The organism is Pseudoalteromonas espejiana DSM 9414, assembly GCF_002221525.1.
In the GTDB taxonomy this organism is placed as follows: domain Bacteria; phylum Pseudomonadota; class Gammaproteobacteria; order Enterobacterales; family Alteromonadaceae; genus Pseudoalteromonas; species Pseudoalteromonas espejiana.
On sequence record NZ_CP011028.1, the window covers coordinates 2750067 to 2764566 of the forward strand.

Genomic DNA, 14500 nt, shown 5'->3' on the forward strand with positions numbered 1-14500 from the left:
CCTATGATTCCATTTTTCGACCAAGTAATAAAGAGAATACTCCACTATTACCTCTTTCTATTTTTCCGGTCTTGTTATCAAGCTGCATAAACTCATCGATAACTTCAAAGCCACAAGATGAAACAAGGCCACAGATTTCTTCGCTTGTGTAATGCTTTACATGGAAAGGAAACGTATGCTTATCAAAAGGCATGTATGTCTCATTGGGTGTTGAAACAATTAGTAGCCCACCAGGCCTTAAAAGTTGAAAGTATCTATTTAATAACCATTTATCAAAAGTGATATGTTCAATTGTTTCAAAAGATACAATTACATCAAAACTTTCATTGTCTACTTCTGACCACGTTTTGACATCTTCACATAAATACTTAATTTTCTCATGCTGATAATATTCTTTTGCATAGTCAATAGCTCCAGAATCTACATCTACAGATGTTACACTTGCATCTAGCGAGTTTGCCAAAATCCAAGAGCCGTAACCGATTCCACATGCTAAATCAAGAATATTTAGCATTGCATTTTTTTTAAGCAACAACTTGTTCTTCAGAAAGTCAGCTGCAAATTCATATCTATTGAGGTGGTCAGGTCTAATATTATCCAATGAGGTTGATATTTGACGCTCACCTTTATTCATTGTTTTATTAGCAATAGCGTTCAAGCAGCCAGCATTAGAAGTAACTTGCACATCAGTAAAGCCAACCCTCTCTAACAAAAACTTCAATCTTGCTTTAGAATAGCAAGAGTGAAAGCTATCCAACAATTTGTTGTCATAATTTTCTAGCATAGGATTAGTGTTAGGCTGCTCTCCAAAAATCCCTTTAATGCTGCTACTTGCTGCAGAATGTGGATTACGGATTTCGGCTTCCTTCCAAGTAGCCTCCAGCCATAAGCTGACTACATAATCAAAATCAGGGACATTTAACTCTAAAGTACCACCAATATTCAGTGCATTATGGAGATCATTTAGACACGAATCAGCTTCCATGTTAGTTAAATATTGTAAATGATTATCACTTATTACTCTCCCACAATTTGAGATATTTTTCGACACATGCCATGCTAGTGTTGTGAACAATTCAGTAGATTCATTTTTTATAATTGTAACCTTATTTCTTGAAGCATATTGTATAGTGATTGAATTCATTTTTAGCTCAACGTATTTCAGTAAAATTTGTAAACCTATCTAAATACTCAGCAGTGAATCGAGCATCTTTTATGTTTTTTTGTCTGCTTAGCATAGCAGCTACAACATCCTCCATCGTTGCAGATTTATGATTTAATAAACACTCGCCCTCAACAATTACCTTCTTTCCAAAAAGCACTGCTTCGAATAAGACCCCTGAGTTAATTCCATGTACAAAAGAAGAGTTTACGATTAATTCCTTTGTATCTAAATTAGAAAGGGTTCCATGGTTAAAACGATACTTATTTTTATACATATCTCTTGGGTGAGCTTTAAAAATCAATTTTTTTTGTGGATAAAGCTTTTCTATAAAATCTATAAATTCTTGCATTCCTGATTTAAATCTAGAGTAATTTTGTAGGTTAGAGTCTGACTCGATTTGCAATGGCACAAAAACATAGTCTTCATTATTGCCTTTATAACCCTTAAAAAAATGTTCACGCACAGTTTTCATAACTTTATAATCATGCTTATCAACCCAACTTAAATCATCATTTAATAATTGTGAGTTATAGTTAACGCCTCTTTTATCAAAATAGTAATTTTCATGTTGAGGAAAGTGACCGCATTCTGAATATGTAACCAATAAGCCTAGGCTGCTAATTTTAGACTTTAAACTTAAAAAATGAGGAGTTTCACCATTCCATAGAATAATAGCCTTAGCACTTTTTAATTCTTCTTCAGAAACGTACTCCATTGGATGCCTTGAAACTAAATGCACACCCTGAATATTTAACCATTGATAAAAGTTTCCCAGCCACTTTGTTAAAGGAAATTTAGAACCAACTGAAAAAAACAAAGCATAATCAGATGTAATTTTTCTCTCATGATTAAAACAATGTGTTTTGTTATTGAAAACCTGAACATCATTAGAAACATCTATAAAACTCACAAGAGTATTAAAGTGTGCATTAAATTTATCTATTAACTGAATCTGATAAACGTCAGATCCTAAAACTATATTTTTTGAAAGGTTGGAATCAAACTGCTCAAAACCTAAAACAGAAACACCATACTGTTTATCATGACGATGAGGTGTATTGAGGTCTAAAATTACATGTGGGCGAGGTAACGTCGTATTTTCTAATAACTTTAAAAAACACTCAGTAAACCCTCCAGTACCTACAAGTACATAGCTATCTGGAAGGTCATTAATACTAATTGATGTTAAGTACATCAGAGCTTCTCCTTCAGTATGCTAAATGTATCTAGAGAGTTCTTTACCGCATCATCCATATTAAAATATTTGTACTGAGCTAAGCGCCCTACTAACGTTAAATTTTTATACTTTTTTAATTTTTTCAAATACTTTTTATGCAAAAGCTCATTTTCGTCATTAAAAATAGGGTAATAAGGAATATTTTTACTAGGATTTTCTCTGCTATAGTCTTGCGGGTATTCTTTGACAATTGTGCTGCCAACGCTCAGATTCGTTTGCTCTTCTGGCATTATATGCTTAAATTCAGTTATTCTGGTAAACGCCTCGTCATTAGGGTAGTTTACGGTAGTAGTTGGTTGAAATTTTTCACAACTATGATGTTCAAACTTAAATTTGAGAGAGCGATAAGGAAGCTCCCCTAAAGTAAAATCAAAAAGCTCATCTAACATTCCAGTATAAATAATTGGGTCATTAAAGGGCTTACCATCAAATATAATAGTATTTTCACTAAATTTTAGCGAGAGAAGGTTTGTAGCATCTACACTGTTATCTACTTTAATATTTCCATGTGCCAATAGGTTTTCAACTAATCCAGTATAACCATTTGAAGGGACTGCTTGGTATTTATCGTGAAAGTACCTATTATCTCTTGAAATTACAACAGGCACTCTTGCTGTTACTTCTGGAGAGATTTCGTCAGGATTACAGCCCCATTGTTTACATGTATAATTTAAAAATAGCTTGTTATATATAAATTCAGATAGTTTTTTTAATTCTAAGTCATCTGTCCTTAATAACTCTAAAATTGGTACTTTTGCTCCAAACTCATACCTTTCTAGCAAACGGCTAATAAGCTCTTTAGCGTGACTTTCTGGAAAGAAGGCATCTATTGAGTTTAGGTTAAATGGAACGGGAGCTAATTTTCCATCAATAAAACCTAGAACTTGATGCTCATATGGGTGCCATTCAGTAAATTTATTTAAGTAGCTCCAAACATCTTCATGGCTAGTATGAAATAAATGTGGTCCATATTGGTGAATTCTAATGCCATTTCCATCTAATTTATCGTAACAATTCCCACCAATATGAGCTCTTTTTTCAAGAACTAAAACACGAAACCCTTTTTGTGAAGCGAACCTTTCAGCCATTACAGCACCAGAAAAGCCAGCGCCAATAACTAATACATCATACTCTCTGCCTTTCCAACTAAACATTACTATCACACATCAGTTCGGGGAATAATTTTTGTAAAACTAGTTCAGGATACTCTCTGTTAGCGAAAGCAAAAATATGTCTTTCATCAAAAAATATTGCTTGCTGACCTACTGGTCCTACATATTTTTGAAAACACACAAAATCATGAAGCTTTAAAAAATACAACGCTGCTGCAAACTGATGATGTGCAATACCTTTATCAATTACTTCTTGAGCAACTCCAAATTTCCTCGCGTTTTTGACGGCTAAGATTTGATCATTCATAGATTGAACCCTTCTCTCTGGGTTTCTTCTTGTTTGACCACCAAAACTTTGATTGTGAATTCTATATCGCCCATAAACTTCATCTATAAAATCTACTGAGCCACCGATATATAGTACGTTTAATATATGCCATGGATAATCTAAGATAATTTTACAGCTCTCTTCAATAGCATTTAACAAGCTTCCATGCCGGCGGAAAATAATTGAGCTTGCATTTGCAAAACAACCAAACTTTATGAAGTGCTCTACCGTCGCACGTTGAGGCACGTATTTAGCATTGTAAAAGCCTTTTGAATATAAGCCTAATGTATCACCAGTATCTGAATCAAATACCTCAGCTTCATGGTATGCCAATGCACATGAAGTGTTATCATCCATATAGTCAACTAATCCTTGTAGTTTTCCTGGTAATGCAACATCGTCACCATCTAGGTAAGCTATATATTCACCAGTTACAAGTTGAAGTAGCTCTTTTTGAGTTTTTGCTAACCCCAAATTTGAGCTATTTTTTATGACTTTTAAGTTTGTGTATTCTTTAGAATGCTTTTCTAATAGTCCCCATGTCCCATCACTTGAACAGTCATCTATACAAATAACTTCAAATGAAAATGAAGTAACCTGTTCTAGCACTCCGAACAAACACTCACTTATATATTTTTCAAGATTATACGCAGGTATAATAACACTTAATTTCAAAAAGCTATTCTCCAATAAACCTTACCATTATAAGCTTTAAATTTAAAAAATTTACTTGATAAAAAATAGCAAGGTATGACTTAAAAGATAAAAATATCTTTATGATTACTATAGTAAAGTTATCAACATTTCAAAAGGCATATTAATAATATCAGATTTTCACTGATTTATTTCCTCATATGATCATAAAAAGCCCAGTCACACTTCGCCATAGGTTCAGTCTTTAAATGCTCAATGATTTCGGATAAATACGCTTTCCAAAGCTCATTAACTTGCGCATATACACCTAGGCAATCAACTTCACTTTTGTACTTATACAATACAGTAACCATCGGGCAGTGATAATAAAGTAAACTACCTTTAAATATTTGAAAAATATGGCTGTATATGCTTCCTCTAAAAGAGTAAAGATATCTCTGTTGTCTTTTAATTAATTCGTTAGCTTCTTCGATTGTTGAAAAATCAGATTTTGCCAACCCAAGAAGCTCTTCCCCAACTTCTATGGCTTTATCGATAAGTACATCACTCTCTTTAATATTTTTTATAGGCAGTAACTTAAATTTTTCCTTGATTTCATTGATGTACTTCTCTTTCTCCAAATCACCGTGTAGCTCCATAAGATCTTCGACATATGTTTCATTAGCTCCTTTGATAACAGCTCCATTACCAACATTGTATATGGAAGCACCTGGTTTATACTCTATAAGATCTTCGAGTTGCTTCACTGAAGTAGCGTAAATGCTGTTACTGTTAACTGTTTTATTAAAGTTACCTGGAAGAACATGTTCACCTACTTTTGTTGGAAAGTATCTAAACTCAGTCTTTTTTTCGTAATTGTAGATACTGTATTTCGAATGATGCTCAGTTTCTACAACACCATTATCAACACCAAAGAGATATATATCTTTGAAGCCAAAGCATAAGGCAAAAGATAGTCCTGCATTTGCAACATTTGGATTCGAAAATGGAGCCGTCATATAGCTACCTAATCCATGTAATGCTAGCATTATATTTATAAAATCAGTTGCAGCCTCATTCCCTTTCAATGCAAGACCAGCCCATTTATACAAATCGACTGTATCAGGGTATACAGTATTCAGTGCCAATAAGTTTAGTTCTTTGAAAACATTTAAACTAGCCATATCAAGTACAGCTTGATAGTTTCTATATGGGCGTTCAACTAATATATGAAAATCAGCTTTAATACCCATACTGGTTAATGAGCCAAGAGCCGTACCACAGGCAAAAATAATTGCCTTCTTATGATTGTTTTTTAAAAACTCTTCTGCTTCATCAAGTGAAGGTCCATTACCTACAATAAACACGGGGATTTTTTTTAATGAATCAATTTTTGTTGCTTGAGCATCAAAGAATGATGTATTTTTTTTCAATAACTGAAATGAATGCGCTAAACCAGTAATTGCGTCGTTGTAGAAACCGAATCCAAATTGGAAGCGGAAATAATCTGAATAAAACTTCGCCATTAAAGCTGATAAAGTTTCATCCTTGTAATGTTGGAAACAAAAACTACGTACGATAGAATACGCACCAACATCTTCGACAATTGAATTTAAATCATTTATTAGCTCTTGTTCTGTAGAGCCTATATGCAAAAACAAACAATTTCGATTTTCATCAACTTTTTGAATAATAGAAAACCAATCTATGCAATAAAGGCTAGCATAAAAGACTTCAAAATCAGGCTCTACAATGAACATATAATCAAACGTCGTATGCTCCATTAGCAACTCAATTTGATAACCTAAACCAAGCCCAAATAGTAATGCTGTTGGAAATGTACTCGGTAAACTTTCCAATAATTCAGGCTCGCCTTCAACCTTCATCTCGTGCATAAGCTTTCCTAAGCTTTGCATATATCTAATATGCAACCTCAAGTCTGTATTATTTGGGTTGTACTTAGTGTACTCAGTCAAAGTAAAAACTGGATTCTTTATTTCTTCTGACACCTGCTTCCGAACCTGCTCGATTGGGTCATCCCCATACAAAGGAGCTTCTTTATCCCGCGGCACAAAATTGCCGTGTCCAGACTTGGTGACATGAATACAAAAATCTTCGCGAGGTTGAAACTCTTGAAGAGCTTTAAAAACGTCTGGGTAATAATGTTCAAATGCAGCTAAGTTTTTTGTAAAGCGCTCATTCGCCTCTATAGCAAATTGCTGTTCTCTCAACTCATGGGCTTGCGCCTCAGAAAGCTTTTGTTCTATATCGTTTATTTGCTCTTGAAAATTCGGAGGAAGAGTCATTGATAGCCTACTTAAGCTGGTTATATAATCCAACTTTCTTTTTGTTTTTCATTAGATTAGAAAGGTTACTTTTACTTGAGTCTTTTGCGCCTTGAAGCTGTTGACACAGTGTAATAAGTTGTTGGTTCATCTCTTGTAATCGCACTTGCTCTAGCTGATTAAGTTTATGAGGCTGACTAAATACATCTTTTAATGAATTAAGAAAAAGCTCAAGCTGAGCCGTTGACTTTTCTATTTTCTGTTCAGTTACTTGTCGCTTTAATAAATTTAATTGGCCTTCTAATTGCTCTAGCTTAGCTTGCATGAGCACTGTTTTCAGCAAATGTTTGGTTGCGTACTTCGGCAGGAATGGCATCCCACGCTGATTTGATTTCTTTCAACAGATTAGATACTTCATCTACAATTTTCACATCATTGTGAATACTAGCATCAATTAAGCGCTCAATCATGTAAGAATATAGTGAAAATAAGTTTTCGGTTACTTCACCACCAACTTCAAAATCTAAACAATCACGTAATGCAGCAAGAATTGCAGATGCCTTTGATAGATGTTCACTTTTGGCCTCTAGATGTTTTTTATCAATCGCCACTTTTGCAAGTACCATTTTTTCAATAGCTCCCGCCATCAACATTTGAATAATTTCATAGCGATCAGCCCCTGCCACACGTGTTTTGAGGGCTTCTTTTTGATAATTTTTTACTCTCGCGTTATACATGAGTCACCTATTTTGCGTGTTAAATATAATTAAAAAAGGTAGTTAAGAGGATTTAGTAAATCCTGGCAAACTTGATAATTGTGCACTTAAATAGCTTTGTGTTGATTGCATTTGAGCTAGCAGTACATCTAAGCCCGCATACTGCTCACGTAAACGAGCTTCAAGTGATTCCATTCGATACTCATGATTAATCACATCATCTTCTAATTCATCTAATTGCTCGTTTAAACTATTTTCACGCTGCTTCATAATCCCATCTGAATCAACATAATTACTCAGCAAAGCTTCAAACTTAGTTGCCAGACCATTTTCACCTGCAAAAGCCTTACCAATATCATCGAAGTTTTCATCCATAGCTTCACTTAAACTACGAACTAAAGATGATTTTTCCAAGTATCCATCTTTATCAATACCTAAGCCGATATCAAAAATACTTGAAAAAGGACCAGCATCCGTTAATTCGGTAGAAAGAGTTCCTACTAATTGAGCATCAAATGAACGTATCGTTGAATCTCCATTGAGAGGTTTATCAACACGGGTCTGCAAACCTATTTGCCCTATTAGGTTATTGTAATTTGTAACTAACTCATCAACGAGTGTAGTGACACTACTTTTATCGTATTCAACTGACAGTTTTGCTGTTTCATTATCCGCACTTTTGCGTTTAGCAACAATTGTCATGTCCTGAACTGCATCTTTAAATGTATTCGTATCATTTGTAATAGATAAACCATCGACTTTGATAACTGCACTGGTTGCTTCATCACCTGTTGCAATTACGATTCCGCCAGCTCCGCCGCCATTTGCAACTGTGGAAATATTATCGAGTTCAGCGTTATCATTAGTGATAACTAAATCGTTCCCTGCGCCACTTACGTTTGAGGTAAGTACAAGCTTTGCTTCAGTACCTGTATTAATAATATTAGCTGTAACACCAAAGTTATCATCAGAATCATTAATTGCATCTCGTAAATCAGCAAGTGTTGCTCCTGCATCTAGGGTCAAGTCAAAGCTTTCATCTCCTGCTGCAAAGGATAATGTACCACCTGAAGCCGAAACCACATCATCTGTAGAAGAAAATAAACTGTCATTAGAAACTGCTCGACTTCCTTGAGCCAAAGCAACTACTTCGACATTGAAGTTTCCTGGTGTTATTTTTGATGTCGGAGTTACAGAGATCAGGTCACCGTTATCACCAGAGGGTTGAGTGATATTCGCAATTCGCTTATCAAAGTTGTCTGGGTCTGCTAACTTCTCAATTGTTTCTTGAAGTTTTGACATGGCTGATTTTACTTCACCCAAAGACGATAATTCAACATTTAGCGACTCTTCTTTTGTGGCAAAAGCATTCATTTTAGGGGTATTTTCTGCAGCAACTGACGCCGAAATAATACTTTCTAAATCTAAACCAGAACCTATACCTGCAGATGTAATAAGTGGCATAACAATACTCCTAGTATATTAAATACTTTAAGCCGTTTTATTAAACAATAAACCTTTATTGGTAAGTTTATCGGCAAATTCATCTAAAGCTTTAGCTACTTCACGAAACTCTTTAGTAGGGATCTCACGTATTACTTCATTACTTTGTTTATCTAGTACTTTAATAATTGGCGGATCACCCAACTCATCAAATTCAAATATCAAATTTGTTGCAGTAACTGGAATAAAGTCACTGAGTTTTTCTAAGTTCTCTTTAACTTCAGCAATTAAATCTTTTTTATCCTGCTGCTCTTCTTTTCTAGTCTTATCGACATCTATCGCCTCCTTACCTGCAATTTCCGTGCCTTTATTCCGTTTATCTTCTTCTATTAGAGCTTTTACTTGGCCGGGTGCACTAGAAGAAGTAATGCCATCATTAGCCTTTTGCGTAGAATTAAAATCAATCATCACAATCCCCTTGGTTATAAGCTTGAGTATAAGCCACTATGAGAAAATTTCCTGCTTCGCTTAGTGGCTTATAAAACATTACTAAATTACCCTAGTAATGATAACGCAACTTGAGGACGTTGATTCGCTTGACTCAAGATTGACTGACTCGCCTGTTGCAAGATTTGCATCTTCGTTAAGTTTGCAGTTTCTTGAGCAAAATCAGTATCCTGAATACGTGAACGAGCTGCTGATAAGTTTTCAGAGATATTCGATTGATTACGGATCGTTGATTGGAAGCGGTTTTGAATTGCACCCAACTCCGCACGTTTTTTATCAACTACTGCTATCAACGAATCCATGCCAGCTAATACAGCTTGAGCTTTAGCTTGAGTTGATACACTGATATCACCGGCTGTAAACGTAGTGGCAAAATCTAACGACGCGGCTGTCGTTGTACCATCGATAGCACTGATACCTTCAGCTAATTCTGCTAGCGTATTACCAGTAACGCCCGCAGCTATACCTGCAATACCTGATAACGTAAAACCACCATTCGCTTCTACAGAATTCGTAGTTGCACCAACTGTTTGCATGCTGAAGTTAATTGTTTGTACTGCATCAGCACCTACTTGAAACTTAGCATCATAGGTACCGTCTAATAGATTTTGACCACCAAAGGTTGTATCCGCAGCAACTCGATTAACTTCTTCAGATAACGAACGAATTTCTTCTTGAACCGCTAATCGATCTTCATCCGTATTAGAACCATTTGAAGCTTGTTGAGCAAGAGTACGAATACGTTGAAACATTGATGTTACTTCATCAAGAGCGCCTTCAGCAGTTTGCGCTAATGAAATGCCATCGTTTGCATTTCGGTTACCCTGATTCAAGCCATTAACTTGGCTGGTTAAACGGTTTGCGATTTGCATACCTGCTGCATCATCTTTCGCACTATTAATACGAAAACCTGATGATAGGCGTTGGAATGAAGTATCGAGTGAATTACTCGATTTGCTTAGCTGTCTTTGTGCGTTCAATGAACTCACATTGGTATTTACATATAAAGCCATATTAGCCTCCGCTTTATCATTTTAATAGTAATACGGCGGGATACCCCTACCCTGCCATACTACCTGACTTAGAGTCCTAGATTTGTAGTTCTCTAAGTCTGTTATCGCCCGATAAAGTGAAAGCTTTAGTTTTATTTGTAAAACTTTTAGTTTTTAACCTTGTAGTAAACTCAATGCTGCTTGTGGCCGTTGATTTGCTTGCCCTAAGATCGTTTGGCTCGCTTGTTGTAATATTTGGTTTTTCGTTAAGTTAGCTGTCTCCGCTGCAAAATCAGCATCTTTAATACGTGATTTCGCTGCTGATAAATTCTCTGAAATATTTGCTTGGTTACGAATTGTTGATTGAAAACGATTTTGTACTGCACCGAGCTCTGCACGCTTTTTATCTACCACTGCGATTAATGAGTCCATACCAGCAAGAACAGCTTGTGCATTTGCTTGAGTTGACACACTGATACCAGAAGCCGTAAATGTTGTTGAAAAATCCAAAGAAGCAGCAGTAACTGAACTGTCGACAGAACTAATACCTGCGGCAAGCTCTTCTAGCGTATTCCCCGCTACAGCAGCTGCGATACCAGCTATACCAGAAATAGTAAAACCTCCATTAGCTGCTATTGAGTTTGTTGTTAAACCCACTGATTGCATACTGAAACCAATGACTTGCACTGCATCTGCACCGACTTGGAAACTTGCTGAATAGCTACCATCTAGTAAATTTTGACCACCGAATGTTGTATCAGAAGCAATCCGGTTAACTTCTGCTGATAACTGACGAATTTCTTCTTGAATGGCTAAGCGATCCTCATCTGTGTTAGAGCCATTTGCAGCTTGCTGTGACAGCGTTCTAATACGTTGAAAGCTAGACGTAATTTCATCAAGCGCCCCCTCCGCTGTTTGTGCCAGTGAAATACCATCATTTGCGTTTCGATTACCTTGATCTAGGCCCAATATTTGTGACTGGAGTCGATCTGATATTTGTAAACCTGCAGCGTCGTCTGCTGCACTATTAATACGTAACCCTGATGATAAGCGCTTAAAGGAAGTATCTAAATCATTACCAGTGTTTGTTAGCTGACGTTGTGCATTAAGTGCACTCACATTAGTATTTACGTATAAAGCCATAATAAACTCTCTTTTTATCTGTCAAATTAAAACCATGTTATAAACATGGGTGTTTGACAAAGTGACTCGTTACAGCGGCAAACTAAGTTGTCCGGGGCAAAAAACTGCCACTTTGCAAGTAATAAAAAACTTATTACCTAACCAGCAATCTTTGGGCCAATATTTTCTAAAACGAGAAAAGGCCCCTAAAAGGAGCCTTCGAAAGATAAGTTTGAGAGTGGGTTTCAAAGCATTAACTGTTGGCACAGTTAATGCTTTGAAATATATGTTCTTACAAATGTTAGAGCATTATAGGATTTTTAAGCTACTCCGCTTTATCAATCCGTTTCAGCGCCTTTGTTAATACCCCATTAGACAAAGGCGCTTTCATTATCAGTCAATAAATTGACTCTTCCTAAAGATTAACCTAAAAGACTTAGTGCAGCCTGTGGACGCTGATTTGCCTGGCTAAGAATTGTTTGGCTTGCCTGTTGTAAAATCTGCATCTTAGTTAAGTTAGCCGTTTCTTGAGCAAAGTCGGTGTCTTTAATACGAGATTGCGCAGCACTTAAGTTCTCTGAGATATTCGATTGGTTACGTATGGTAGATTGAAAACGATTTTGTACCGCACCTAGCTCTGCGCGTTTCTTATCAACTACAGCTATCAAAGAATCCATGCCTGCTAGCACAGCTTGTGCATTAACCTGTGTTGAAACACTGATCTCACCCGCAGTAAACGTAGTAGCAAAATCTAACGATGCAGCTGTCGTTGTGCCGTCAATAGCACTAATACCTTCAGCAAGCTCTGCTAGTGTATTCCCTGTTACACCCGCAGCAACACCAGCAATACCTGATAACGTAAAACCACCATTAGCTTCTAAAGAATTAGTGGTTGCTCCCACTGTTTGCATGCTGAAGTCAATTGTTTGTACCGCATCAGCACCTACTTGGAATTTCGCATCGTAAGTTCCATCAAGCAAATTTTGACCACCGAAAGTCGTATCACCCGCAACACGGTTTACTTCAGCCGATAGTGAACGCATTTCTTCTTGAATTGCTAGGCGATCTTCATCCGTATTAGAACCATTTGATGCTTGTTGAGCAAGTGTACGCATACGTTGGAACATTGATGTTACTTCATCAAGTGCGCCCTCAGCCGTTTGAGCTAATGAAATACCATCATTAGCGTTACGGTTACCTTGATCAAGGCCATTAATTTGTGACGTTAAACGGTCTGAAATTTGTAGACCCGCTGCGTCATCTTTCGCACTATTAATACGAAAACCTGACGATAAACGTTGGAATGATGTATCTAGTGAATTACCTGAATTCATTAATTGTCTTTGTGCGTTTAATGAACTAACATTTGTATTTACATATAAAGCCATGATTATCTCTCCCGAAGTAAACTTATCATTTACTCTCAAACTTACTTAAATTAAGCAGTGGCTGTTATTTACAACGCTTTGCTGGTTAATTAAGTTATCGGTCTAACCCAAAAATCCTTTAGCTTTTTTTTAAAAAAAACAACTAAATTTAGCTAAGCCATTGAAAATAAGACTCTTAAATTTAAAAAGCTATTGTTTTTTTTTCACAAAATATAAAAGCTAATGAGCTACTTGTTAACACGTAAATCATTATTAACTTTTAGAACAAGCTTATATAAATCAGTGAGATAGGCATGAAAAAGGTAAGTGTAAGCAGAGTTAGGCAAGGCTTTGCCTTACTCTGGGGTTATTTATAAGTAATCAAATAAGGAAAGATTAGCCAGTCGGCCAAAAGTTGCCTGTGATGCCTGTAAGGCCGTTTCTTGCTTTGTTAGCTCTGTAATGGCTTCAGCCATATCTAGTTCGACTAAATCAGCACGTGCAGCTTTATTGCTTATATCCAAATCTGCATTTGACTGTGAAATTTTATCTGCAGCATTAATTCGCCCACCTAGGCCAGCTTGCGTTAACGATACTTTGTTTTTCCCATTATCTAATTGCACTAAACCATCAGCAATGACTTGCTCAAAAGCATCTTGATCTAGGCTTGTATCTGTTAAACCCGCAATTAAATTGCTCATAGTATTGAGTACATTCTCTTTTTGAGGTGCCCCTAGAGTGAAATCCACTTGCCCCGTAGCGACAGGTGAAATACTTATTTCGAGCCCGTTAAATTTAATAAGTCCATCAGATAGATTACCACTGGCTAAAACATTCCCTCCTTGCTCAACTGTATAAGTTGCAGGGGACCCTGCTGTTGTTATCACATTGTAGGTATTATTAGCGCCTGAAGGATCATATTCAGCACTATGAAAGCTCTCAAACTGTCCTTGCTCTTTAACGTAAACTTTAGAGTCGAGTACTCCACCTGATACTACACCATCATTTGAGCTTACATTTAACCTAGCTTGTACTTTTTCAAAAACATCAAATCCATTATCACTTGATTTTATATCGATACCTTCGGCTATTTTTATTTTGTGCAGTCCTTGATCTCCACCATATTCATACTTCTGATGCGCGCTGTTATAACTATAAGCAGGTGTATTATCTTGATATCCAGAAAAAAGATATTTACCATCTTCTGTTTTAGCATTCATTAAATCGAGTACTGTCGATTGTATCGACTTTAGTTCTTCTGCGATTCCTTCACGGTCAACATCGGAATAAGCTCCATTACCAGCTTGGATAGTTAATGTATGCGCTCTCTCTAATGAGCTTTTTATATTATCAAGTACGGTTTCTTCATTAGTTAAGCGACTAGAAAGCATGGTTATGTTTTTTTCATACTGCTCATTTATTTGTATTTTATCAGAATAAAGTGATGCTTGAGACATAGCTGATGGATCGTCAGACGCTGTTAGGATCCGCTTCTGTGTATTTACTTGTTCTTGTGCTTTATTAACTCCTTGTTGGTTTTGAAGTATTTTATTAATATTGTTTTGATACATTAAGTTATTTGATAAACGCATA

Annotated in this window: 13 protein-coding genes; all 13 read right to left on the reverse strand. The window is 36.2% G+C overall.

Annotated elements, in window-relative coordinates:
• Position 1 precedes the first annotated feature (1 nt).
• Complete coding sequence (locus PESP_RS12580; protein WP_089348322.1) at positions 2-1144, reverse strand: class I SAM-dependent methyltransferase; 1143 nt, start codon at positions 1142-1144, stop codon at positions 2-4.
• A gap of 7 nt (positions 1145-1151) precedes the next feature.
• Entirely contained in the window at positions 1152-2360 is a 1209-nt protein-coding gene (locus PESP_RS12585; RefSeq protein WP_089348323.1) for a capsular polysaccharide export protein, LipB/KpsS family, read from the reverse strand.
• Positions 2360-3556, reverse strand: coding sequence for a UDP-galactopyranose mutase (gene glf / locus PESP_RS12590; RefSeq protein ID WP_089348324.1), 1197 nt, complete (start codon positions 3554-3556; stop codon positions 2360-2362). The genes PESP_RS12585 and glf overlap by 1 nt, the downstream gene beginning before the upstream one ends.
• Positions 3549-4517 carry a glycosyltransferase family 2 protein gene (locus PESP_RS12595; RefSeq protein ID WP_089349169.1) on the reverse strand — a complete coding sequence of 323 codons (969 nt, stop codon included), beginning with the start codon at positions 4515-4517 and terminating at the stop codon, positions 3549-3551. The genes glf and PESP_RS12595 overlap by 8 nt, the downstream gene beginning before the upstream one ends.
• 167 nt (positions 4518-4684) lie before the next feature.
• Complete coding sequence (locus tag PESP_RS12600; RefSeq protein WP_089348325.1) at positions 4685-6781, reverse strand: motility associated factor glycosyltransferase family protein; 2097 nt, start codon at positions 6779-6781, stop codon at positions 4685-4687.
• A 7-nt stretch (positions 6782-6788) separates the two neighbouring features.
• On the reverse strand, positions 6789-7085 hold the full coding sequence (locus tag PESP_RS12605; RefSeq protein ID WP_089348326.1) for a hypothetical protein: 297 nt from the start codon (positions 7083-7085) through the stop codon (positions 6789-6791).
• Positions 7075-7497 (reverse strand): flagellar export chaperone FliS, encoded by a 423-nt coding sequence (gene fliS, locus PESP_RS12610; RefSeq protein WP_002959405.1) that lies wholly within the window; start codon positions 7495-7497, stop codon positions 7075-7077. Before fliS ends, PESP_RS12605 begins: the two co-directional genes overlap by 11 nt.
• 42 nt (positions 7498-7539) lie before the next feature.
• Positions 7540-8940 carry a flagellar filament capping protein FliD gene (gene fliD, locus PESP_RS12615; protein ID WP_089348327.1) on the reverse strand — a complete coding sequence of 467 codons (1401 nt, stop codon included), beginning with the start codon at positions 8938-8940 and terminating at the stop codon, positions 7540-7542.
• 27 nt (positions 8941-8967) lie between these two features.
• Complete coding sequence (locus tag PESP_RS12620) at positions 8968-9387, reverse strand: flagellar protein FlaG (protein ID WP_089348328.1); 420 nt, start codon at positions 9385-9387, stop codon at positions 8968-8970.
• Between the two features lie 86 nt (positions 9388-9473).
• The gene (locus PESP_RS12625) at positions 9474-10439 is read right to left on the reverse strand and encodes a flagellin N-terminal helical domain-containing protein (RefSeq protein ID WP_089348329.1); all 966 of its coding nucleotides are present in this window, start codon (positions 10437-10439) and stop codon (positions 9474-9476) included.
• A 153-nt stretch (positions 10440-10592) separates the two neighbouring features.
• Positions 10593-11561, reverse strand: coding sequence for a flagellin N-terminal helical domain-containing protein (locus tag PESP_RS12630; protein ID WP_089348330.1), 969 nt, complete (start codon positions 11559-11561; stop codon positions 10593-10595).
• 401 nt (positions 11562-11962) lie between these two features.
• Positions 11963-12928 carry a flagellin N-terminal helical domain-containing protein gene (locus PESP_RS12635; RefSeq protein WP_089348331.1) on the reverse strand — a complete coding sequence of 322 codons (966 nt, stop codon included), beginning with the start codon at positions 12926-12928 and terminating at the stop codon, positions 11963-11965.
• 350 nt (positions 12929-13278) lie between these two features.
• Positions 13279-14499: a flagellar hook-associated protein FlgL gene (flgL, locus tag PESP_RS12640; protein WP_089348332.1), complete on the reverse strand. Its 1221-nt coding sequence runs from the start codon at positions 14497-14499 to the stop codon at positions 13279-13281.
• Position 14500 lies beyond the last annotated feature (1 nt).

Excerpts from the sequence above, each read along its gene's own strand:
- PESP_RS12580 (WP_089348322.1), bottom strand. The coding sequence starts at position 1,144 with ATGAATTCAATCACTATACAATATGCTTCAAGAAATAAGGTTACAATT.
- PESP_RS12585 (WP_089348323.1), bottom strand. The coding sequence starts at position 2,360 with ATGTACTTAACATCAATTAGTATTAATGACCTTCCAGATAGCTATGTA.
- glf (WP_089348324.1), bottom strand. The coding sequence starts at position 3,556 with ATGTTTAGTTGGAAAGGCAGAGAGTATGATGTATTAGTTATTGGCGCT.
- PESP_RS12600 (WP_089348325.1), bottom strand. The coding sequence starts at position 6,781 with ATGACTCTTCCTCCGAATTTTCAAGAGCAAATAAACGATATAGAACAA.
- PESP_RS12605 (WP_089348326.1), bottom strand. The coding sequence starts at position 7,085 with ATGCAAGCTAAGCTAGAGCAATTAGAAGGCCAATTAAATTTATTAAAG.
- fliS (WP_002959405.1), bottom strand. The coding sequence starts at position 7,497 with ATGTATAACGCGAGAGTAAAAAATTATCAAAAAGAAGCCCTCAAAACA.
- fliD (WP_089348327.1), bottom strand. The coding sequence starts at position 8,940 with ATGCCACTTATTACATCTGCAGGTATAGGTTCTGGTTTAGATTTAGAA.
- PESP_RS12620 (WP_089348328.1), bottom strand. The coding sequence starts at position 9,387 with ATGATTGATTTTAATTCTACGCAAAAGGCTAATGATGGCATTACTTCT.
- PESP_RS12625 (WP_089348329.1), bottom strand. The coding sequence starts at position 10,439 with ATGGCTTTATATGTAAATACCAATGTGAGTTCATTGAACGCACAAAGA.
- PESP_RS12630 (WP_089348330.1), bottom strand. The coding sequence starts at position 11,561 with ATGGCTTTATACGTAAATACTAATGTGAGTGCACTTAATGCACAACGT.
- PESP_RS12635 (WP_089348331.1), bottom strand. The coding sequence starts at position 12,928 with ATGGCTTTATATGTAAATACAAATGTTAGTTCATTAAACGCACAAAGA.
- flgL (WP_089348332.1), bottom strand. The coding sequence starts at position 14,499 with ATGCGTTTATCAAATAACTTAATGTATCAAAACAATATTAATAAAATA.